The organism is Kitasatospora sp. NBC_00374, from assembly GCF_041434935.1.
Classification (GTDB): domain Bacteria; phylum Actinomycetota; class Actinomycetes; order Streptomycetales; family Streptomycetaceae; genus Kitasatospora.
The window spans coordinates 4,882,088-4,903,632 of sequence record NZ_CP107964.1; the positions used below are offsets into that span (position 1 = coordinate 4,882,088).

At 71.2% G+C, this 21,545-nt stretch carries 19 protein-coding genes; 17 read left to right on the plus strand and 2 right to left on the minus strand.

Translation table 11 applies throughout. The features are described 5' to 3' along the window. Positions 1-44 precede the first annotated feature (44 nt). The 17 genes from OG871_RS22020 (at position 45) to OG871_RS22100 (ending at position 20,673) form a co-directional block, all read left to right on the plus strand. Complete coding sequence (locus OG871_RS22020; RefSeq protein ID WP_371498687.1) at positions 45-599, plus strand: NADH-quinone oxidoreductase subunit B family protein; 555 nt, start codon at positions 45-47, stop codon at positions 597-599. Continuing rightward, a complete protein-coding gene (locus tag OG871_RS22025; protein WP_371498689.1) occupies positions 596-1,312 on the plus strand; it encodes an NADH-quinone oxidoreductase subunit C in 717 nt (238 codons plus the stop codon). Before OG871_RS22020 ends, OG871_RS22025 begins: the two co-directional genes overlap by 4 nt. Continuing rightward, on the plus strand, positions 1,312-2,637 hold the full coding sequence (locus OG871_RS22030; RefSeq protein WP_371498690.1) for an NADH-quinone oxidoreductase subunit D: 1,326 nt from the start codon (positions 1,312-1,314) through the stop codon (positions 2,635-2,637). The genes OG871_RS22025 and OG871_RS22030 overlap by 1 nt, the downstream gene beginning before the upstream one ends. After that, positions 2,634-3,374 carry an NADH-quinone oxidoreductase subunit NuoE gene (gene nuoE / locus OG871_RS22035; protein ID WP_371498691.1) on the plus strand — a complete coding sequence of 247 codons (741 nt, stop codon included), beginning with the start codon at positions 2,634-2,636 and terminating at the stop codon, positions 3,372-3,374. The genes OG871_RS22030 and nuoE overlap by 4 nt, the downstream gene beginning before the upstream one ends. Continuing rightward, the gene (nuoF, locus tag OG871_RS22040; RefSeq protein WP_371498692.1) at positions 3,374-4,732 is read left to right on the plus strand and encodes an NADH-quinone oxidoreductase subunit NuoF; all 1,359 of its coding nucleotides are present in this window, start codon (positions 3,374-3,376) and stop codon (positions 4,730-4,732) included. The genes nuoE and nuoF overlap by 1 nt, the downstream gene beginning before the upstream one ends. Beyond that, positions 4,729-7,164, plus strand: a complete 2,436-nt coding sequence (locus tag OG871_RS22045) for an NADH-quinone oxidoreductase subunit G (RefSeq protein ID WP_371498693.1) — start codon at positions 4,729-4,731, stop codon at positions 7,162-7,164. Before nuoF ends, OG871_RS22045 begins: the two co-directional genes overlap by 4 nt. Next, the gene (gene nuoH, locus OG871_RS22050; protein WP_371498695.1) at positions 7,161-8,486 is read left to right on the plus strand and encodes an NADH-quinone oxidoreductase subunit NuoH; all 1,326 of its coding nucleotides are present in this window, start codon (positions 7,161-7,163) and stop codon (positions 8,484-8,486) included. Before OG871_RS22045 ends, nuoH begins: the two co-directional genes overlap by 4 nt. 6 nt (positions 8,487-8,492) lie before the next feature. After that, positions 8,493-9,077, plus strand: coding sequence for an NADH-quinone oxidoreductase subunit NuoI (nuoI, locus tag OG871_RS22055; protein WP_371498696.1), 585 nt, complete (start codon positions 8,493-8,495; stop codon positions 9,075-9,077). Next, positions 9,074-9,928, plus strand: a complete 855-nt coding sequence (locus tag OG871_RS22060; protein ID WP_371498697.1) for an NADH-quinone oxidoreductase subunit J — start codon at positions 9,074-9,076, stop codon at positions 9,926-9,928. The genes nuoI and OG871_RS22060 overlap by 4 nt, the downstream gene beginning before the upstream one ends. Further along, positions 9,925-10,224: an NADH-quinone oxidoreductase subunit NuoK gene (gene nuoK / locus OG871_RS22065; RefSeq protein WP_035798594.1), complete on the plus strand. Its 300-nt coding sequence runs from the start codon at positions 9,925-9,927 to the stop codon at positions 10,222-10,224. Before OG871_RS22060 ends, nuoK begins: the two co-directional genes overlap by 4 nt. A gap of 14 nt (positions 10,225-10,238) precedes the next feature. Then, the gene (gene nuoL, locus OG871_RS22070; protein WP_371498698.1) at positions 10,239-12,134 is read left to right on the plus strand and encodes an NADH-quinone oxidoreductase subunit L; all 1,896 of its coding nucleotides are present in this window, start codon (positions 10,239-10,241) and stop codon (positions 12,132-12,134) included. Positions 12,135-12,175: 41 nt separating this feature from the next. After that, a complete protein-coding gene (locus OG871_RS22075) occupies positions 12,176-13,891 on the plus strand; it encodes an NADH-quinone oxidoreductase subunit M (protein ID WP_371498699.1) in 1,716 nt (571 codons plus the stop codon). Further along, positions 13,888-15,525 carry an NADH-quinone oxidoreductase subunit NuoN gene (nuoN, locus tag OG871_RS22080; protein WP_371498700.1) on the plus strand — a complete coding sequence of 546 codons (1,638 nt, stop codon included), beginning with the start codon at positions 13,888-13,890 and terminating at the stop codon, positions 15,523-15,525. Before OG871_RS22075 ends, nuoN begins: the two co-directional genes overlap by 4 nt. Positions 15,526-15,695: 170 nt before the next feature. Beyond that, positions 15,696-16,709, plus strand: a complete 1,014-nt coding sequence (locus OG871_RS22085; protein WP_371498701.1) for a polyprenyl synthetase family protein — start codon at positions 15,696-15,698, stop codon at positions 16,707-16,709. A 108-nt stretch (positions 16,710-16,817) separates the two neighbouring features. Further along, positions 16,818-17,480: a LuxR C-terminal-related transcriptional regulator gene (locus OG871_RS22090; RefSeq protein WP_371498702.1), complete on the plus strand. Its 663-nt coding sequence runs from the start codon at positions 16,818-16,820 to the stop codon at positions 17,478-17,480. Positions 17,481-17,671: 191 nt separating this feature from the next. Beyond that, positions 17,672-19,636 carry a 2-oxoacid:acceptor oxidoreductase subunit alpha gene (locus tag OG871_RS22095; protein WP_371498703.1) on the plus strand — a complete coding sequence of 655 codons (1,965 nt, stop codon included), beginning with the start codon at positions 17,672-17,674 and terminating at the stop codon, positions 19,634-19,636. Further along, entirely contained in the window at positions 19,633-20,673 is a 1,041-nt protein-coding gene (locus OG871_RS22100; protein WP_371498704.1) for a 2-oxoacid:ferredoxin oxidoreductase subunit beta, read from the plus strand. Before OG871_RS22095 ends, OG871_RS22100 begins: the two co-directional genes overlap by 4 nt. Positions 20,674-20,856: 183 nt before the next feature. Here OG871_RS22100 and OG871_RS22105 read toward each other — a convergent pair whose 3' ends face one another. Then, complete coding sequence (locus tag OG871_RS22105; protein ID WP_371498705.1) at positions 20,857-21,321, minus strand: DUF5701 family protein; 465 nt, start codon at positions 21,319-21,321, stop codon at positions 20,857-20,859. Further along, positions 21,273-21,494 (minus strand): hypothetical protein, encoded by a 222-nt coding sequence (locus OG871_RS22110; RefSeq protein ID WP_371498706.1) that lies wholly within the window; start codon positions 21,492-21,494, stop codon positions 21,273-21,275. Before OG871_RS22110 ends, OG871_RS22105 begins: the two co-directional genes overlap by 49 nt. Between the last annotated feature and the right edge of the window lie 51 nt (positions 21,495-21,545).

A 21,545-nucleotide genomic window follows, 5' to 3' on the forward strand; every position in this document is an offset into this window, starting at 1 on the left:
GGGCGTCATCGCCACCGGACTTGGATCGCATTGAGAGGGAACTGATGGGAATCGAGGAGAAGCTGCCGAGCGGCTTTCTGCTCACCAGCGTGGAGACCGCCGCCGGGTGGGTACGGAAGGCGTCGCTCTTCCCCGCCACCTTCGGGCTCGCCTGCTGCGCGATCGAGATGATGACCACCGGAGCGGGCCGCTACGACCTGGCCCGCTTCGGCATGGAGGTCTTCCGCGGCTCCCCGCGCCAGGCCGATCTGATGATCGTGGCGGGTCGGGTGAGCCAGAAGATGGCCCCGGTGCTGCGCCAGGTGTACGACCAGATGCCGAACCCCAAGTGGGTCATCTCGATGGGTGTCTGCGCATCCTCCGGCGGCATGTTCAACAACTACGCGATCGTGCAGGGCGTCGACCACATCGTCCCCGTGGACATCTACCTGCCGGGCTGTCCGCCCCGCCCCGAGATGCTGCTGGACGCGATCATCAAGCTGCACGACAAGATCCAGCACGAGAAGCTCGGGGTCAACAAGCGCCGGGCCGAGGAGGAGGCGGAGGAGTTCGCCCTCCAGGCCACCCCGCTCAGCGAGATGCGGGGGCTGCTGCGATGAGCGACAGCGACATCCCCGCCGTCCGCAAGGAGCCGCACCACACCGAGCTGCCGGTCGAGGTGGTCGGGCGCCGTGAGGGCATGTTCGGCGCCAAGGGCACCGGCGACACCTCCGGCTTCGGCGGCCTCACCGCGCCGATCGCGCTGCCCCCCGCGAGCGTCCGCCCGTACGGCCACGGCTTCGACGAGGTGGCCGACGAGCTGGAGGGCGCGCTGGAGGAGCAGGGGCTCGACCCGGCCGACGTGATCGAGAAGACCGTGGTGGACCGGGGTGAACTCACCTTCCACATCAGCCGCGAGCACCTGCTCGGGACCGTCCGCACGCTGCGCGACGACCCGGCGCTGCGCTTCGAGCTCTGCCTCGGCGTGAGCGGCGTGCACTACCCGAACGACCGGGGCCGCGAGCTGCACGCGGTCTACCACCTGCGCTCGATCACCCACGGCCGGCTGCTGCGGCTGGAGGTCACCGCGCCGGACGCCGACCCGAGGATCCCGTCCGTGGTCAGCGTCTACCCGACCAACGACTGGCACGAGCGCGAGACCTACGACTTCTTCGGCCTGGTCTTCGAGGGCCACCCCGCGCTCACCCGGATCATGATGCCGGACGACTGGCTGGGCCACCCGCAGCGCAAGGACTACCCGCTCGGCGGCATCCCCGTCGAGTACAAGGGCGCCCAGATCCCGGCGCCCGACCAGCGGAGGTCGTACAGCTGATGACCACTCACTACGAAGCAGGTGCGCGCGAGACCACCGAGGGACGGGTCTTCACCGTCACCGGTGGCGACTGGGGCGAGGTGGTCGAGGCCATCGCCCGCGCGGACGACGAGCGGATCATCGTCAACATGGGCCCCCAGCACCCGTCCACCCACGGCGTGCTGCGGCTGATCCTGGAGATCGACGGCGAGACGGTGACCGAGGCCCGCTGCGGCATCGGCTACCTGCACACCGGCATCGAGAAGAACATGGAGTTCCGCAACTGGGTCCAGGGCACCACCTTCGTGACCCGGATGGACTACCTCACTCCGCTGTTCAACGAGACCGCGTACTGCCTGGCCGTCGAGAAGCTGCTCGGTGTGACCGACCAGATCCCGGACCGGGCGACCGTGATCCGGGTCCTGATGATGGAGCTCAACCGGATCTCCTCGCACCTGGTGGCGCTGGCCACCGGCGGTATGGAGATCGGCTCCACCACGCTGATGATCTACGGCTTCCGGGACCGCGAGGTCATCCTCGACATCTTCGAACTGGTCACCGGCCTGCGGATGAACCACGCCTACGTCCGCCCCGGCGGCCTGGCCCAGGACCTCCCGCCCGGTGCCGTCGACCAGGTCCGCGAGGGCATCAAGCTGCTCCGCTCGCGGATGCACGAGTACGACAAGCTGGCCACCGACAACCCGGTCTTCAAGGCCCGGCTGGTCGACGTCGGCCACCTGGACCTGGCCGGCTGCCTGGCACTCGGCGCCACCGGCCCGATCCTGCGGGCCACCGGCCTGCCGCACGACCTGCGCAAGTCCGACCCGTACTGCGGCTACGAGGACTACGACTTCGACGTGGCCGTCGCCGACACCGCCGACTCCTACGGGCGGTTCCTGATCCGCCTGGAGGAGATGCGGCAGTCGCTGCGGATCGCCGAGCAGTGCCTGGACCGGCTGAAGCCCGGCCCGGTGATGGTGGCCGACAAGAAGATCGCCTGGCCGGCCCAACTGGCCGTCGGCCCGGACGGCCTGGGCAACTCGCTCGACCACATCCGCAAGATCATGGGCACCTCGATGGAGGCCCTGATCCACCACTTCAAGCTGGTCACCGAGGGCTTCCGGGTCCCGGTCGGCCAGGCGTACACGGCGGTCGAGTCGCCCAAGGGGGAGCTCGGGGTGCACGTGGTCAGCGACGGCGGGACCCGGCCGTACCGGGTCCACTTCCGCGACCCGTCGTTCACCAACCTGCAGACGATGGCGGCGATGTGCGAGGGCGGCCAGGTCGCCGACGTGATCGTCGCGGTGGCCGGGATCGACCCGGTGATGGGAGGCGTGGACCGGTGACCAACGTAGAACTCGGTCTGCCGGCACTGCCGGCCAAGCCGTACCCGGCCGAGGTGCACGAGCGCCTCGCCGCGGACGCCCGCGAGCTGATCGGCCGCTACCCGGTGGCCCGCTCCGCGCTGCTGCCGCTGCTGCACCTGGTGCAGGCCGAGGAGGGCTTCGTCAGCCCGACCGGAATCCGCTTCTGCGCCGAGCAGCTGGAGCTCACCACCGCCGAGGTGACCGCGGTCGCGACCTTCTACACCATGTACCGGCGCAAGCCCGCCGGCACGTACCACGTCGGCGTCTGCACCAACACGCTCTGCGCGGTGCTCGGCGGCGACCAGATCTTCGCCGAACTCCAGGACCACCTGGGAATCAAGAACAACGAGACCACCGACGACGGCGAGATCTCGATCGAGCACATCGAGTGCAACGCGGCCTGCGACTACGCCCCGGTGGTGATGGTCAACTGGGAGTTCTACGACAACCAGACGCCGGAGAGCGCCAGGAAGCTGGTCGACGACCTGCGGGCCGGCCACGACCCGGCGCCCACCCGCGGCGCCCGGCTCTGCTCCTTCAAGGAGACCTCCCGGATCCTGGCCGGCTTCCCCGACGAGCGCCCCGGCGCCGTGGACGCCTCCGGGGCCGGCGGCGCCCCCTCGCTGGCCGGGCTGCGGCTGGCCAAGGGCGAGGCCCTGCCCGGCACCCCGGGCACCAAGGTGGTTGCACCCCGGCACGAAGGGACGGAAGCGTGATGACCTCCGCAGAGCCGGCCGAGAAGCTCCTCTCACCGGTCCTCTCCGCCTCCTGGGACGACACCCGCCCCTGGACCCTGGACACCTACCGCCGCCACGAGGGCTACCAGGGCCTGCGGGCCGCCCTGGAGATGCCCCCGGACGACGTGATCGCCCTGGTCAAGGACTCCGGCCTGCGCGGCCGCGGCGGCGCCGGCTTCCCGACGGGCATGAAGTGGCAGTTCATCCCGCAGAACGACGGCAAGCCGCACTACCTGGTGGTCAACGCCGACGAGTCCGAGCCGGGCACCTGCAAGGACATCCCGCTGCTCTTCGCCAACCCGCACAGCCTGATCGAAGGCATGATCATCGCGTCCTACGCGATCCGCTGCGACCACGCCTTCATCTACCTGCGCGGCGAGGTCGTCCCGGTGCTGCGCCGGCTGCACGCGGCCGTCGCCGAGGCCTACGAGGCCGGCTACCTCGGCAAGGACATCCTCGGCTCCGGCATCGACCTCGACATCACCGTGCACGCGGGCGCCGGGGCGTACATCTGCGGCGAGGAGACGGCGCTGCTGGACTCCCTGGAGGGCCGCCGCGGCCAACCCCGGCTGCGCCCGCCGTTCCCGGCCATCGCCGGCCTGTACGCCTGCCCCACGGTGGTCAACAACGTCGAGTCGATCGCCTCGGTGCCGCCGATCCTGGCCCGCGGCAAGGACTGGTTCAAGTCGCTGGGCACGGAGAAGTCCCCCGGCTTCACCCTCTACTCGCTGTCCGGGCACGTCACCAACCCCGGCCAGTACGAGGCACCGCTGGGCGTGACCCTGCGGCAGCTGCTGGACGTCAGCGGCGGAGTCAGGGCCGGCCACCGGCTCAAGTTCTGGACCCCGGGCGGCTCCTCCACCCCGATGTTCACCGACGAGCACCTCGACGTCCCGCTCGACTACGAGGGCGTCGGCGCGGCCGGCTCGATGCTCGGCACCAAGGCGCTGCAGATCTTCGACGAGACGACCTGCGTGGTCCGGGCCGTCACCCGGTGGACCGAGTTCTACGCCCACGAGTCCTGCGGCAAGTGCACCCCCTGCCGCGAGGGCACCTACTGGCTGGTCCAGCTGCTCAAGCGGATCGAGGCCGGCGAGGGCGTCGACGGCGACCTGGAGAAGCTGCTGGACATCGCCGACAACATCAACGGCAAGTCCTTCTGCGCGCTGGGCGACGGCGCCGCCAGCCCGATCGTCTCCTCGCTGCAGCACTTCCGCGCCGAGTACGAGCAGCACCTCGCCGAGCGCCGCTGCCCCTTCGACCCGGCCGCCGCCACGGTGTGGGCCGACCGGTCGCCCGCCCCCGAGTCCGCCACCGAGAGGGAGGTGCACGCGTGACCGTCACCGAGACGAGCACCGACCTCGTCACGCTCACCATCGACGGCGTCGAGGTCCAGGTCCCCAAGGGCACCCTGGTGATCCGCGCCGCCGAGCAGATCGGCACCCAGATCCCGCGCTTCTGCGACCACCCGCTGCTCGCCCCGGCCGGGGCCTGCCGGCAGTGCATCGTGGAGGTCGAGGGCCAGCGCAAGCCGGTCGCCTCGTGCACCATCCCGGTCACCGAGGGCATGGTGGTCCGCACCCAGATCAGCTCGCCGGTCGCCGAGAAGGCGCAGCGCGGCGTGATGGAGCTGCTGCTGATCAACCACCCGCTGGACTGCCCGGTCTGCGACAAGGGCGGCGAGTGCCCGCTGCAGAACCAGGCGATGTCCACCGGCGCCGCGGACTCCCGCTTCGAGGGCATGAAGCGGACCTACGAGAAGCCGGTGCCGATCTCCACCCAGGTCCTGCTGGACCGCGAGCGCTGCGTGCTCTGCGCCCGCTGCACCCGGTTCTCCCAGGAGATCGCCGGGGACCCGTTCATCGACCTGGTCGAGCGCGGCGCGCTGCAGCAGGTCGGCACCGGCGAGGGCGACGACTTCCGGTCGTACTTCTCCGGCAACACCATCCAGATCTGCCCGGTCGGCGCGCTCACCTCGGCCGCCTACCGGTTCCGGTCCCGCCCGTTCGACCTGGTCTCCTCGCCCAGCGTGTGCGAGCACTGCTCGGCCGGCTGCGGCCAGCGCACCGACCACCGCCGCGGCAAGGTGCTGCGCCGGCTGGCGGGCAACGAGCCGGAGATCAACGAGGAGTGGAACTGCGACAAGGGCCGGTTCGCCTTCCGGTACGCGCAGCAGCGCGACCGGCTGGCCACCCCGCTGGTCCGCGACGCGAGCGGTGAACTCGTCCCCGCCTCCTGGCCGCAGGCCCTGGCGGCCGCCGCCGAGGGGCTGCGCGGCGCCCGCGCGGGCGTGCTCACCGGCGGCCGGGTGACGGTCGAGGACGCGTACGGCTACGCGAAGTTCGCCCGGGTCGCGCTCGGCACCAACGACGTCGACTTCCGCTCCCGCCCGCACAGCGGCGAGGAGGCGGACTTCCTGGCCGCCGCCGTCGCCGGACACGGGGTCGACCTGGACGGCACGGGTGTCTCGTACACCGCGCTGGAGGCCGCCCCGGCGGTGCTGCTCGCGGGCCTGGAGCCCGAGGAGGAGGCGCCGATCGTGTTCCTGCGGCTGCGCAAGGCCAACCGGGCCGCGGGCCTGAAGGTCTACGCGATCGCCTCGCACGCCACCAGGGGCCTCGGCAAGCTGCGCGGTGCGCTGCTGCCGGCGGCGCCCGGTACCGAGGCCGAGTGGCTGACGGCGCTGGCCGGCGACGAGGTGCTCGCGGACGACGCGGGCCGCGCGGCCGACCAGCTGCGCAGCCCGGGCGCGGTGATCCTGGTGGGCGAGCGGCTGGCGGCCGTCCCCGGCGGGCTGAGCGCCGCGCTGCGGCTGGCGGCCGTGACCGGTGCCCGGCTGGCCTGGGTGCCGCGCCGGGCGGGGGAGCGCGGGGCGGTCGAGGCCGGTGCGCTGCCGGGGCTGCTGCCCGGCGGTCGGGCGGTGTCCGTGCCGGCCGCGCGGGCCGAGGCCGCCGAGCTGTGGGGGGTGGCCGGGCTGCCCGCCCGGGGCGGCCGCGACACCGACCGGATCCTGGCGGCGACCGTGCAGGGCGACCTGACCGCGCTGGTGCTCGGCGGGGTGGGCCTGGACGACCTCGCCGATCCGGCGCTGGCCGAGGAGGCGCTGACCCGGGCCTCCTTCGTGGTCTCGCTGGAGCTGCGGCCGTCGGCCGTCACCGACCACGCCGACGTGGTGCTTCCGGTCGCCGCGGTGGCCGAGAAGGCCGGCACCTTCCTGGATTGGGAGGGCCGGGTCCGGATGTTCGAACCCGCGCTCAAGGCCGACCAGCTGATGCAGCGTCAGCTGCATTCGGACGTGCGGGTGCTGAACATGCTCGCCGACGCGCTCGGCCGGCCGCTCGGCCTGCCGGACGTCCGGGCGGCCCGGCTGGAGCTGGACCGTTTCGCCCCGTGGCAGGGCGACCGGCCGACCGCCCCGGTGGTCCACCCGGCCCCGCTGCCCCGCCCGGCCGCGGGCCAGGCCGTCCTCGCGGGCCACCGGCTGCTGCTGGACAACGGCTCGCTCCAGGTCGGCGACCCGCACCTGGCCGGTACCCGGCACCCCGCGGTGGCCCGGCTGTCGCCGGTGACCGCCAAGGAGATCGGCGCCGAGCGGGCGGTGCGGATCACCGGCCCGGCGGGCTCGCTGGTCCTCCCGCTGGAGCTCGCCGACGAGCTGCCCGACCGGACGGTCTGGCTTCCCCTCAACTCCACCCCCGGCGGCGCGCACCGCGCCCTCGGCACCACCGTCGGCCACCTGGTCACCATCGCCCCGGCCGAGGAGGAATGATGCTTGCCGCCTACGAGACCCTGGGCTTCTTCGGCCGCGACCCCTGGTGGCTGGTGCTGCTGAAGGCCGTCTTCGTCTTCGCCTTCCTGGTCCTGACGGTGCTGATCGCGATCGTCTGGGAGCGCAAGGTCGTCGCCTGGATGCAGCTGCGGATCGGCCCGAACCGGCACGGCCCGTGGGGTCTGCTCCAGTCGCTGGCCGACGGCGTCAAGCTGGCGCTGAAGGAGGACCTGGTGGTGAAGGGCGCCGACAAGGCGGTCTACATCCTGGCCCCCATCGTCAGCGCCATCCCGGCCTTCATGGCCTTCGCGGTGATCCCCTTCGGCCCGGCCGGCGACGAGATCTCGATCTTCGGCACCCGGACCCCGATGCAGCTCACCGACCTGCCGATCGCCCTGCTCTACATCCTCGCCACCGCCTCGGTGGGCATCTACGGCATCGTGCTGGCCGGCTGGTCCTCCGGGTCCACCTACCCGCTGCTCGGCGGGGTGCGCTCGGCCGCGCAGATGATCTCGTACGAGATCGCGATGGGCCTGTCCTTCGCGGCGGTGTTCATCTACTCGGGCTCGATGTCCACCTCGGAGATCGTCGCCTCGCAGCAGCCGACCTGGTTCGCGGTGCTGCTGCCGGTGTCGTTCATCGTCTACATCATCGCGATGGTCGGCGAGACCAACCGGGCGCCGTTCGACCTTCCGGAGGCCGAGGGCGAGCTGGTCGGCGGCTTCAATACCGAGTACAGCTCGCTGAAGTTCGCGATGTTCATGCTGGCCGAGTACGTCAACATGGTCACCGTCTCGGCCGTGGCGAGCACGCTGTTCCTGGGCGGCTGGCGGGCCCCGTGGCCGATCTCGACCTTCTGGGAGGGTGCGAACCACGGCTGGTGGCCGCTGCTGTGGATCATCATCAAGATCCAGCTGCTGCTGTTCTTCTTCATCTGGCTCCGCGGCACCCTGCCCCGGCTGCGCTATGACCAGTTCATGAAGCTGGGCTGGAAGGTCCTGCTCCCGGTCTCGCTGGTCTGGCTGGTGATGGTGGCCAGCGTCCGGGCCCTGCGCAACGAGGGCTACGACTTCGGCAAGGTGGTGCTGTACGTCGGCGCACCCATCGCGGTCCTGCTGCTGCTGGCCCTGGTGCGGGACGTGGTGACGCGCAAGGCCGAGCCCGAAGCGCCCAAGGTGCAGGCCGAGTTCGACCCGCTGGCGGGCGGCTATCCGGTGCCCCCGCTGCCCGGGCAGGAGCTCCCGCCGGTGCCGCGCAGGCGCAGCCGCACCCCGCAACTCCAGGACGCCCTCAACGGGGCCGACCATTCCGAAGGGAGCTGAACCGAGATGTCGGACAAGAGTGCTGACAAGCCGTCGATCCTTGGCCCGGCCGCCGGCTTCGGCGTGACCTTCAAGGCCATGTTCAAGAAGCGGCTGACCGAGCAGTACCCGGAGCAGAAGAAGCCCACCGCCCCGCGCTTCCACGGCCGCCACCAGCTGAACCGGCACCCGGACGGCCTGGAGAAGTGCATCGGCTGCGAGCTGTGCGCCTGGGCCTGCCCGGCCGACGCGATCTACGTCGAGGGCGCGGACAACACCGACGAGGAGCGCTACTCGCCGGGTGAGCGCTACGGCGCGGTCTACCAGATCAACTACGCCCGCTGCATCCTGTGCGGGCTGTGCGTCGAGGCCTGCCCGACCCGGGCGCTGACCATGACCAACGAGTACGAGCTGGCCGACTCCACCCGGGCCGACCTGATCTTCACCAAGGAACAGCTGCTGGTCGGGTTGACCGAGGGCATGGTCGACTCGCCGCACTCGATCTTCCCGGGCGCCGACGAGGGCGCGTACTACCGGGGCGAGATCACCGCGGCGGCGCCCGACACCGTCCAGCAGGAACGCACCGACCACGAGAAGGAGGTGCAGTCATGACCTCCACCGGAGAGGCCGTCCAGTTCTGGGTCCTCGCCGTGATCGCCGTCGGTGGCGCACTGGGCATGCTGCTGATGAAGAAGGCGGTGCACAGCGCGCTCTGCCTGGCCGCCACGATGCTCGCCCTGGCGGTCTGTTACCTGGCCCAGGGCGCGGTCTTCCTGGGCGTGGTGCAGATCGTCGTCTACACCGGCGCGATCATGATGCTCTTCCTCTTCGTGGTCATGCTGGTCGGCGTCACCTCGGAGGACTCCCTCAAGGAGCAGCTCAAGGGGCAGCGGATCGCCGCCGTGGTCTGCGGGCTCGGCTTCGGGGTGCTGCTGATCGCGGGTGTCGCCAACGCGAAGCTGGACCACTTCACCGGCCTCGGCGAGGCCAACGCCGAGGGCAACGTCCAGGGCCTGGCCCGGCTGATCTTCACCAAGTACGTCTGGGCCTTCGAGGTCACCGGCGCACTGCTGATCACCGCGGCGATCGGCGCCATGGTGCTGACCCACCGCGAGCGGGTGCACGCCGCGAGCACCCAGCGCGAGCTGGCCGCCCAGCGGGTCCGGGACAACATCCAGGTGCCGCCGATGCCCGCGCCCGGCGTGTACGCGCGGCACAACGCGGTGGACATCCCGGGCCTGCTGCCGGACGGCACCATCGCCGAGGACTCGGTGATGGCCACCCTGCGCGAGCGCGGCCAGATCCGCGACGTCAGCCGGCCGATGCTGGAGCGGATGGCCGAGCTGGAGGAGAGCACCGCCGACTGGCTGGGCCGCCCGTCCTCCGCCCGGCCGCAGGTCACCGGTCCCCGCAAGCAGCTGGAGACCGTGCCCACCAAGGACGTGAAGGAGGAGACGGAGTGAACCCCGTCAACTACCTCTACCTCGCCGCGCTGTTGTTCACCATCGGCGCGTCCGGTGTGCTGATCCGGCGGAACGCGATCGTGCTGTTCATGTGCGTGGAGCTGATGCTCAACGCCTCGAACCTGGCTCTGGTCACCTTCTCCCGGCTGCACGGCAACCTGGACGGCCAGATCATCGCGTTCTTCACCATGGTGGTCGCCGCGGCCGAGGTCGTGGTCGGACTGGCGATCATCGTGTCCATCTTCCGGACCAGGCACTCGGCTTCGGTCGATGACAGCAACCTGATGAAGCTGTAGGCGGAGGGCCTTCGGTGAACTCTCTCATTCCGCTGCTCGTGGCGGCCCCGCTGGCCGGTGCTGCCCTGCTGCTGCTCGGCGGCCGCCGGCTGGACCGGTTCGGCCACTGGCTGGCCACGCTGCTCGCCGCCGTCTCCTTCGGCCTCGGGCTCGTGCTCTTCTCCGACCTTCTCGGCCGCCCCGGCGACGACCGGACGCTGTACGAGACCCTGTACAGCTGGATCCCGGTGAACGGCTTCCAGGCCGACGTCGCCTTCCAGCTCGACCAGTTGTCCATCGTGTTCGTGCTGCTGATCTCCGGCGTGGGCACCCTGATCCACCTGTACTCGGTGGGCTACATGGCCCACGACGAGCGCCGCCGCCGGTTCTTCGGCTACCTCAACCTGTTCCTGGCGGCCATGCTGCTGCTGGTGCTGGCGGACAACTACCTCCTGCTGTACGTCGGCTGGGAGGGCGTGGGCCTCGCCTCGTACCTGCTGATCGGTTTCTGGCAGCACAAGCCCAGCGCGGCCACGGCGGCCAAGAAGGCGTTCCTGGTCAACCGGGTCGGCGACCTGGGGCTGTCGATCGCGATCATGCTGATGTTCACCCAGTTCGGCAGCTTCACCTTCGGCCCGGTCTTCGGCGCCGCGGGCGAGGCGAGCGAGGGGAAGCTGACCGCGATCGGCCTGATGCTGCTGCTCGCGGCCTGCGGCAAGTCGGCCCAGGTGCCGCTGCAGTCCTGGCTCGGTGACGCGATGGAGGGCCCGACCCCGGTCTCGGCCCTGATCCACGCGGCCACCATGGTCACCGCCGGCGTCTACCTGATCACCCGCTCCTCGGCGATCTTCAACCTCGCGCCCGACGCCCAGCTGGTCGTGGTGGTGGTCGGCACGGTCACCCTGCTCTACGGTGCGATCGTCGGTTGCGCCAAGGACGACATCAAGAAGGCGCTGGCCGGCTCGACCATGTCGCAGATCGGCTACATGATCCTCGCGGCCGGCCTCGGCCCGATCGGGTACGCCTTCGCGATCATGCACCTGGTGACCCACGGCTTCTTCAAGGCCGGGCTCTTCCTCGGCGCAGGCTCGGTCATGCACGGCATGAACGACGAGGTGAACATGCGCCACTACGGCGGCCTGCGGAAGTTCATGCCGATCACCTTCGTCACCTTCGGCCTCGCCTACCTGGCGATCATCGGCTTCCCCGGTCTGTCCGGCTTCTTCTCCAAGGACAAGATCATCGAGGCGGCCTTCGCCAAGGGCGGCACCGAGGGCTGGATCATCGGCACCTGCGCACTGGTCGGCGCCGCGGTCACCGCGTTCTACATGACCCGGGTGATGCTGCTGACCTTCTTCGGCGAGAAGCGCTGGAAGACCGACGGCGAGGGACACGAGCCGCACCCGCACGAGTCGCCCTCCACCATGACGCTGCCGATGATCGTCCTGGCCTTCGGCTCGGTCTTCGCGGGCGGCCTGTTCGTCCTCGGCGACTCCTTCGTCAACTGGCTGGAGCCCGTCACCGGCCACGCCGAGGGCGACTCCCCGCTGACCCCGCTGACCGTCACCCTGATCACCACCGCCCTCATGGTGGTCGGCGTCGGCCTCGCGTACGCCGTGTACGGCCGCGCGCCCGTCCCGGTCACCCCGCCGGTCGGCTCCCTGCTCACCCGGGCCGCCCGCCGCGACCTGATGCAGGACGAGATCAACCACGCGGTGCTGGTCCGCCCGGGCACCGGCCTGGTCGCCTCGCTGGTCTTCTTCGACAGCAAGGCCGTCGACGGCTTCGTCAACGGCCTGGCCGCCACCGTCGGCGGGCTTTCCGGACGCCTGCGCCGGATGCAGACGGGCTTCGTGCGCTCGTACGCGCTCTCCATGTTCGGCGGCACGCTGGTGCTGGTCGCCACCACTCTCCTGATGAGGTCGGTCTAGATGACTGTGACTCGCCCACGTGCCCGCCGGGGAGGACGGCCATGAGCTATCTGCTGACCGCCACCTGTGCCGTCCCCGCCGCCGGCGCGGTGCTCACCGCCGCGCTGCCCGCCGGCACCACCGACGCCCGACGCCGCACCACCAAGCTCGTCGCGATCGCCGTCTCGGCCGCCACCCTGGCGCTCACCGCCCTGGTGGCCGTCAGGTTCGAGCCCGGCGGGGCGCGCTACCAGCTCACCGAGTCGTACAGCTGGATCCGCTCCTTCGGGATCAGCTTCTCGCTCGGCGTGGACGGCATCGGCGCGGTGCTGACCCTGCTCACCGCCGTCCTGGTGCCGCTGGTGATGCTCGCCTCCTGGCACGACGCTGATCCGCCCTCCTTGCCCGCCGCCGGGCAGGAGGGGCCCACCTCCTTGCCCGCCGCCGGGCAGGAGGGGCCCACCTCCTTGCCCGCCGCCGGGCAGGAGGGGCCCAAACCCGCCCCGGAGGGCAGCTTCGAGAACCGCCGCCGCACCCAGGGCTTCTTCGCCCTGATCCTGGCGGTCGAGGCGATGGTGATCGTTTCTTTCCTGGCCACCGACGTCTTCCTGTTCTACGTCTTCTTCGAAGCCATGCTGATCCCGATGTACTTCCTGATCGGCGGCTTCGGCGACCGGGCGGGCGGCCCCGACTCGGCCGCCCAGCGCTCGTACGCGGCGGTCAAGTTCCTGCTCTACAACCTGCTCGGCGGCCTGGTCATGCTGGCCGCGGTGATCGGGCTGTACGTGATCGGGCAGGACCAGGGCTTCGCCACCTTCGACCTGCCGACCCTGACCGGCGCCATCGCCGACGGCAAGCTGGTGATCGACCCGGTCGCCCAGAAGGCGCTGTTCCTCGGCTTCTTCTTCGCCTTCGCCGTCAAGGCCCCGCTGTGGCCGCTGCACACCTGGCTGCCGAACGCGATGGGCGAGGCCACCGCCGGCACCGCGGTGCTGATCACCGCGGTGGTCGACAAGGTCGGCACCTTCGCGATGCTGCGGTTCTGCCTCGGCCTGTTCCCGGACGCCTCGAAGACCTTCGCCCCGGCGATCCTGGTGCTGTCGCTGGTCTCCATCGTCTACGGCGCTCTGCTGGCCGTCGGCCAGAAGGACATCAAGCGGCTGGTCGCGTACGCCTCGATCTCGCACTTCGGCTTCATCATCATGGGCATCTTCGCGATGACCAGCCAGGGCCAGACCGGCGCGACGCTCTACATGGTCAACCACGGCATCTCCACCGCCGCGTGGATGCTGGTGGCCGGCTTCCTGATCTCCCGCCGCGGCTCGCGCCTGATCGCCGACTACGGCGGCGTCCAGAAGGTCGCCCCGGTGCTGGCCGGCACCTTCCTGATCGGCGGCCTGGCCACCCTGTCCCTGCCCGGACTCGCCCCGTTCGTCAGCGAGTTCCTGGTCCTGGTGGGGACGTTCTCCCGCTATCCGGTGATCGGCATCATCGCCACCTTCGGCATCGTGCTCGCCGCTCTCTACGCCCTGGTGCTCTACCAGCGCACCATGACCGGACCGGTCAAGGAGGGCGTGCGGAACCTGCCCGACCTGAAGCTGCGCGAACTGGCGGTCGTCACCCCGCTGGTGGCCCTGACCATCCTCCTCGGCGTGTACCCGAAGCCGCTCACCGACATCGTCAACCCGGCCGTGGACGCCACCCTCTCCCAGGTCCACCAGAGCGACCCGGCGCCGGCCCACCCGGTCGCCGCCACCACCGGAGGTGAGCACGAGTGAGCGCCACCCACTGGCTGGCCGCCGCCGGCGGCAACAGCCCCAGCATCCCCGCCCCGCACATCGAGTACGGCCAGCTCTCACCGATGCTGGTGGTCTTCGGCGCCGCACTGGTGGGCATCCTGGCCGAGGCCTTCCTGCCCCGCAGGATGCGGCACGGCGCCCAGCTCGGCATCGCCCTGCTCGGCCTCGGCGGCGCCTTCGCCGCCGTGGTGGTGCTCGCCGCCCAGGGCCACGCCACCACCAAGGCCGGCCTGCTGGCGATGGGCGCGGTCGCCATCGACGGCCCGGCGCTGTTCCTCCAGGGCGTCATCCTGCTCAGCGCCGTCCTGGCGGTGCTCACCTTCGCCGAGGGCCGGCTGGAGCCGCGCCTGAACGGCAACACGGTGGACGCCTTCGCCGCCCAGGGCTCGGCCGTCCCCGGCGGCGAGCAGGAGCGCGAGGCCACCCGCGCGGGCCTTCGGACCTCCGAGGTCTTCCCGCTCACCCTGTTCGCCGTCGGCGGCATGCTGCTCTTCCCCGCCGCCAACGACCTGCTGACCATGTTCGTGGCGCTGGAGGTCCTCTCCCTCCCGCTCTACCTGCTCTGCGCGCTGGCCCGCCGCCGCCGGCTGCTCTCCCAGGAGGCAGCGGTCAAGTACTTCCTGCTCGGCGCCTTCGCCTCGGCGTTCTTCCTGTTCGGCACCGCGCTGCTGTACGGCTACGCGGGCAGCGTCCGGCTCGGCGACATCGCGGACGTGGTCTCCGGCGTCGCCCCGGTCACCCCGGCCCTCGCCACCACCACCCAGAACGACGCGCTGCTGCTGATCGGCCTGGCCATGGTCAGCGTCGGCCTGCTGTTCAAGGTCGGCGCGGTGCCGTTCCACGCCTGGACCCCGGACGTCTACCAGGGCGCGCCCACCCAGGTCACCGGCTTCATGGCGGCGGCGACCAAGGCGGCCGCGTTCGGGGCGTTCCTGCGGCTCTTCTACGTGGCCTTCCCCGGCCTGCGCTGGGACTGGCGGCCCGTCATGTGGGGTGTGGCGATTCTCACCATGGTGGTCGGCGCGATCCTCGCGGTGACCCAACAGGACGTCAAGCGCCTGCTGGCGTACTCCTCGATCGCCCACGCCGGCTTCATCCTGACCGGCGTGATCGCCACCAGCCGGCAGGGGATCGGCGCGGTCCTCTTCTACCTGCTGGCCTACTCCTTCGTCACCCTCGGCGCCTTCGCCGTGGTCACCCTGGTCCGGGACTCCAAGGGCGAGGCCACCCACCTGTCCAGCTGGGCCGGCCTCGGACGGCGTTCGCCACTGGTCGCCGCGGTCTTCGCGCTCTTCCTGCTGGCCTTCGCCGGGATTCCGCTGACCAGCGGCTTCGCCGGCAAGTTCGCGGTCTTCCAGGCCGCGGCGGCCGGCGGGGCCACCCCGCTGGTGATCGTCGGTGTGCTCAGCTCCGCCATCGCCGCGTTCTTCTACATCCGGGTCATCGTGCTGATGTTCTTCTCCGACCCCCAGCCGAACGGCCCCGCGGTGGCCGTGCCGAGCCCGCTCACCGCCACCGCGATCGGCGTCGGTGTGCTGGTCACGCTCGGGCTCGGACTGCTGCCGCAGTACTTCCTCGACCTGGCCTCGAAGGCCTCGGTCTTCGTCCGCTAGGGCGCACCGCCCGGCCCGGCCCGCCCGCGGCCCGCGACCTACTGTCGTGGGCGGCGGGCGGGCACGCCCGTGCAGTGATCCACTCCCGACCGGATACGCTGCCTTGTACGTGCAACGGCGGCGCTCAGGGAACCAGCCCGCTTGATCGACCAGGGACAGGAGTGGTCTTCGTGACCGTCGTGGGGCCCTTCGGGCTGAGCGTGCAGGACCGCGATCTGACCCGCGACGTCCGGGCCGGGATGGACGCCGTGGAGACGTCGCTGGTCGAGGCCGTGAAGAGCGAGGTCCCGTTCATCACGATCACCGCCAGCCACCTGATCGAGGCCGGCGGCAAGCGCTTCCGCCCGCTGCTGGTCATGCTCGCCGCGCGGTTCGGCGACCCGTACGCCCCCGGCGTGGTGCCCGCCGCCGTGGTGGTCGAACTCACCCACCTCGCCACGCTCTACCACGACGACGTGATGGACGAGGCCCCGGTACGGCGCGGCGCCCCGAGCGCCAACTCCCGCTGGGACAACTCGGTCGCCATCCTGACCGGCGACTTCCTCTTCTCCCGCGCCTCCCAGGTCCTCGCCGACCTCGGCCCGGAGGCCGTCCGGATCCAGTCCGACGCCTTCGAGCGCCTGGTCACCGGCCAGATCCTGGAGACCGCCGGACCCAGGCCCGGCGACGACGAGCTCCAGCACTACCTGGACGTCATCGCGGGCAAGACCGGCTCACTGGTCGCCGTCTCCTGCCGCTTCGGCGCGCTGATGTCCGGTGCCGAGCCCTGGGTGGTCGACATCCTCGCCCAGTACGGCGAGCGCATCGGCACCGCCTTCCAGCTCGCCGACGACGTCCTCGACATCGCCAGCGACGGCCACGAGTCCGGCAAGACCCCCGGCACCGACCTGCGCGAGGGTGTGCCGACCCTGCCGGTGCTCCTGCTCCGCCAGATGCCGGCCGACCCCTCGGACCCCGAGGACACCCGCCTGCGGGAGCTCCTCGACACCGACCTCGCCGCGGACGACGACCGGCACGCCGAGGCCCTGCGGCTGCTGCGCCGGCACCCGGCGCTGGAGCGGGCCCGCCGCGAGACGCTCCGCTACGCCGAGGAGGCCCGCGCGCTCCTCGACCCGCTCCCCGAGTGCCCGGCCAAGGCCGCCCTCCAGGAGCTCTGCGACACGGTCGCCATCCGCACCATGTAGCGGCTGCCCGGCCCGCCCCGGGTTGGGCCGTTCCGGGCCGGCCGCTCGCGCCGATGCGGGAGACTGTTCGGGTCGATCAAGATCCCGTAGCTCCTGAAGGGCCGCCGAATGCTGCGCGTCGTCATCGCCGAGGACTCCGTACTCCTGCGGGAGGGCCTGACCCGGCTGCTCACCGACCGCGGCCTGCAGGTGGTCGCCGGTGTGGGGGACGGTGAGGCCCTGCTCAGGACCGTCCACGAGCTGGCCGCCGCCGGCGAGCTCCCGGACGTCGTGGTGGCGGACGTCCGGATGCCGCCGACCCACACCGACGAGGGCGTCCGCGCCTGCGTCACGCTCCGCGGGCTCTACCCGGACGTTGGTGTGCTGGTGCTGTCCCAGTACGTCGAGGAGCGCTACGCCGGCGAGCTGCTGGCGGGCTCCACCCGGGGCGTCGGCTACCTGCTCAAGGACCGGGTCGCCGAGGTCCGGGAGTTCGCGGACGCGGTGGTGCGGGTGGCCGGGGGCGGCACGGCGCTGGACCCGGAGGTGGTGCAGCAGCTGCTCAGCCGCAGCCGCAAGGGCGACGTACTGGCGGGTCTGACCCCGCGCGAGCGGGAGGTGATGGGGCTGATGGCGGAGGGCCGGACGAACACCGCGATCGCCCGGCAGCTGGTGGTCTCGGACGGCGCGGTGGAGAAGCACGTCTCCAACATCTTCTCGAAGCTGGGCCTGGCCCAGAGCCCGGCCGACCACCGCCGGGTGCTGGCCGTTCTGACCTATCTGAACTCCTGACCGGGGGATGAGTGGCGCCGCTGCCGGCGTTGTACCGAGTGGCGGCACGGCATCCGGGCGAGCCGGGTCGGTCCATGAGTCCGAGTTCCCCTCCCGCCGGGCCCGGCCCGCTTAGGATGCGGATTGGTGCACCAGGCGGACGGGGCACACGGCTCACGCCCGCGGCTGGCGCCACGAGGAGGTCCGCGGCAGTGACCAGTCAGGTCGATCAGTCAGCAGCAGTGGACGGCTCGGACGGGGAGGGCGGCCAGGAGTCCGCCACCCGGTCCGGTATCAGTGGAAGACCTGCCAAGCCGATTCGACGTCTGGATCGTGTGATCATCCGCTTCGCGGGTGACTCCGGCGACGGTATGCAGCTCACGGGTGACCGGTTCACCTCGGAGACGGCGTCCTTCGGGAACGACCTCTCCACGCTGCCGAACTTTCCGGCGGAGATCCGGGCACCCGCCGGGACTCTTCCCGGTGTGTCCAGTTTCCAGTTGCACTTTGCCGATCATGACATTCTGACCCCGGGCGACGCGCCGAACGTGCTGGTGGCGATGAACCCGGCCGCACTGAAGGCCAACCTGGCGGATCTGCCGCGTGGCGCGGAGATCATCGTCAATACCGATGAATTCACCAAGAGGGCGCTGGCCAAGGTCGGTTACGCCGCCGACCCGCTGGCCGACGGCTCCCTGGAGGCCTACCACCTGCACCGGGTCCCGCTGACCACGCTGACCCTGGAGGCGCTCAAGGACAGCGGCCTCGCCCGCAAGGACGCCGAGCGGGCGAAGAACATGTTCGCGCTCGGCCTGCTGTCCTGGATGTACCACCGGCCGACGCACGGGACGGAGGCCTTCCTGCGGACGAAGTTCGCCGGGAAGCCGGCCATCGCGGAGGCCAACATCACAGCGTTCAGGGCCGGTTGGAACTTCGGCGAGACCACCGAGGACTTCGCGGTCTCGTACGAGATCCCGCCCGCCCGGCTGCCGGCCGGCACCTACCGGAACATCTCCGGCAACCTGGCCCTGTCCTACGGGCTGATCGCGGCGGCGCGTCTCGCCGGGCTGCCGCTGTTCCTCGGCTCGTACCCGATCACCCCGGCCTCGGACATCCTGCACGAGCTGAGCCGGCACAAGAACTTCGGCGTGCGGACCTTCCAGGCGGAGGACGAGATCGCCGGCATCGGCGCCGCGCTCGGGGCGGCGTTCGGTGGGGCGCTCGGCGTCACCACGACCTCGGGGCCGGGCGTGGCGCTGAAGTCGGAGACGATCGGTCTCGCGGTCTCGCTGGAACTGCCGCTGCTGGTGGTGGACATCCAGCGCGGCGGCCCGTCCACCGGCCTGCCGACCAAGACCGAGCAGGCCGACCTGCTGCAGGCGATGTTCGGACGCAACGGCGAGGCCCCGGTGCCGATCGTGGCCCCGGCGACCCCCGCCGAGTGCTTCGACGCTGCGGTGGAGGCCGCCCGGATCGCGCTCACCTACCGCACCCCGGTGTTCCTGCTCTCGGACGGCTACCTGGCGAACGGCTCCGAGCCGTGGCGGATCCCGCCGGTGGAGGAACTCCCGGATCTCTCCGTCGAGTTCGCCTCCGGCCCGAACCACGTGCTGGCGGACGGCTCGGAGGCGTTCTGGCCGTACAAGCGGGACCCGCAGACCCTGGCCCGCCCGTGGGCGGTGCCCGGCACGGCGGGCCTGGAGCACCGGATCGGCGGCATCGAGAAGCAGGACGGCACCGGCAACATCTCCTACGACCCGGCCAACCACGACTTCATGGTCCGGATCCGCCAGGCCAAGATCGACGGCATCGCCGTTCCCGACCTGGAGGTCGACGATCCTCAGGGGGCGGCCCGCGTCCTGGTACTGGGCTGGGGATCTACCTACGGCCCGATCGCCGCCGCCGTCCGCCGGGTCCGCGCCGACGGCGGCCGCGTCGCCCAGACGCACCTGCGCAACCTCAACCCCTTCCCCGCCAACCTCGGCGCGGTGCTGCGCTCCTACGAGCGCGTCATCGTGCCCGAGATGAACCTCGGCCAGCTCGCCCTGCTGCTGCGCGCCAAGTACCTGGTGGACGCGCAGTCGTACAACCAGGTGCGCGGACTCCCGTTCAAGGCAGCCCAGTTGGCGGACGTCCTGTCCGCCGCGATCGGATCGCTGGAAGGAGAGCAGCAGTGACCGAGTTCCGCTCCCTCGACCTGGTCCCCAAGGCCGACGGTCCGCAGAGCGCCAAGGACTTCAAGACCGACCAGGAAGTCCGCTGGTGCCCGGGCTGCGGCGACTACGCGATCCTCGCCGCCGTCCAGGCGTTCATGCCCGAGCTGGGCATCCGCCGGGAGAACACCGTCTTCGTCTCCGGGATCGGCTGCTCCTCGCGCTTCCCGTACTACATGAACACCTACGGGATGCACTCCATCCACGGCCGCGCCCCGGCGATCGCGACCGGGCTGGCGGCCTCCCGGCCCGACCTGTCGGTGTGGGTGGTGACGGGGGACGGCGACGCGCTGTCCATCGGCGGCAACCACCTCATCCACGCCCTGCGGCGCAACGTCAACCTGAAGATCCTGCTCTTCAACAACCGGATCTACGGGCTCACCAAGGGCCAGTACTCGCCGACCAGCGAGCTGGGGAAGATCACCAAGTCCACGCCGATGGGCTCCCTGGACGCGCCGTTCAACCCACTGTCGCTGGCCGTCGGCGCCGAGGCGACCTTCGTCGCCCGCACCATCGACTCCGACCGCCAGCACCTGCAGTCCGTCCTGCGTGCCGCGGCCGAGCACGAGGGCACCGCGCTGGTGGAGATCTACCAGAACTGCAACATCTTCAACGACGGCGCCTTCGAGATCCTGAAGGAGCCGGGCACCCGGGACGAGGCGCTGATCCGGCTCGAACAGGGCCGGCCGGTGACCTTCGCCGGCAAGGGCGTGCTCCGCGGGCCGGACGGCGAGCTGACCGTCGCCGAGCTCACCCCGGAGAACGAGGCGCAGGTGCTGGTGCACGACGCCCACACCCCGAGCCCCACCACCGCCTTCGCGCTCACCCGGCTCGCCGACGCCGACACCCTGCACCACACCCCGATCGGCGTCCTGCGGGACGTCCGCCGCCCGGTCTACGACACGCTGATGGCCGAGCAGCTGGAGCGCGCCACCGCCGAGAAGGGCGAGGGCGACCTGGCCGCCCTGCTGGCCGGCAGTGACACCTGGACGGTCGGCTGACCGGAACGTCGACAGCCCCCTTCGAGGTGCACGCGGGCGCCCGGCCGGGAGACGGCCGGGCGCCCGTGCGCTCTGAGGGCCATCCGGCGGAGCCGCAGCGGTCCGCGGAGGGCTGTACGGCTGCACGGCGGGCCGGGAGCAGGGCTTCGCCGGGTCGGCGGCCCGTCCGGCGGCCGGACCGGGTCAGGCACGGCCTCCCGCGGAGGCCATACCCAGCCAGGTGTGCGGGTTGCCCTCCCAGCACCAGCCCAGCTTCGGTGCGCCCTGGCTGATCCAGATCGCCGGCACCCGGCGGTCGCCGCAGCGCGAGGCGCCGAGCGAGAAGCACTTGTTCTTGGCCAGTGCCGCCGGGTACTGGGTGACCAGGGCGATGCCCTCCTCCACGGTCAGCAGCTGCCGTCCGCGGTCGGCGATCACCGTCATGGCGTCGCCGGGGACGACGCCGCAGAACTCCTCGCCCCGCTGGACGTCCAGCAGCAGGTGGGCGGAGCCGGACGGGAGCCCGACGGTGGGGACGAACCGCTCGACGTCCCCCGGCGCGTAGTTGCGGTCGATGACGCCGGGCCTGGACTTGCCCGCGAGCGTCGTCAGCGGCACGGTCAGGGCCGGCGGCGCCAGCTCGCGCCCGACCACCAGGACGAAGGGCACCCGTCCCTCGGCGGGCTCGGGCGCGGTGGTGCCCAGGGCGCGGCGTCCGCCCGCAGCGGGGCCAGCAGCGCGCGGAACCCGTCCGGCGGAAGGCCGGTGAGGGCGGGGTAGTCCAGCGCGATCAGGCGCTGGACCTGGCGGTCGAACTCGTCCACGGCACGGAAAGCGGTCAAGGATGCTCCTGTCAGAATCGGCGTACGCAGTACAGTATACACAGTACGGAG

What these genes read in the sequence shown, in the direction of transcription:
- OG871_RS22020 (WP_371498687.1), top strand. Translation starts at nt 45, where the DNA reads ATGGGAATCGAGGAGAAGCTGCCGAGCGGCTTTCTGCTCACCAGCGTG.
- OG871_RS22025 (WP_371498689.1), top strand. Translation starts at nt 596, where the DNA reads ATGAGCGACAGCGACATCCCCGCCGTCCGCAAGGAGCCGCACCACACC.
- OG871_RS22030 (WP_371498690.1), top strand. Translation starts at nt 1,312, where the DNA reads ATGACCACTCACTACGAAGCAGGTGCGCGCGAGACCACCGAGGGACGG.
- nuoF (WP_371498692.1), top strand. Translation starts at nt 3,374, where the DNA reads ATGACCTCCGCAGAGCCGGCCGAGAAGCTCCTCTCACCGGTCCTCTCC.
- nuoH (WP_371498695.1), top strand. Translation starts at nt 7,161, where the DNA reads ATGATGCTTGCCGCCTACGAGACCCTGGGCTTCTTCGGCCGCGACCCC.
- nuoI (WP_371498696.1), top strand. Translation starts at nt 8,493, where the DNA reads ATGTCGGACAAGAGTGCTGACAAGCCGTCGATCCTTGGCCCGGCCGCC.
- OG871_RS22060 (WP_371498697.1), top strand. Translation starts at nt 9,074, where the DNA reads ATGACCTCCACCGGAGAGGCCGTCCAGTTCTGGGTCCTCGCCGTGATC.
- OG871_RS22075 (WP_371498699.1), top strand. Translation starts at nt 12,176, where the DNA reads ATGAGCTATCTGCTGACCGCCACCTGTGCCGTCCCCGCCGCCGGCGCG.
- OG871_RS22090 (WP_371498702.1), top strand. Translation starts at nt 16,818, where the DNA reads ATGCTGCGCGTCGTCATCGCCGAGGACTCCGTACTCCTGCGGGAGGGC.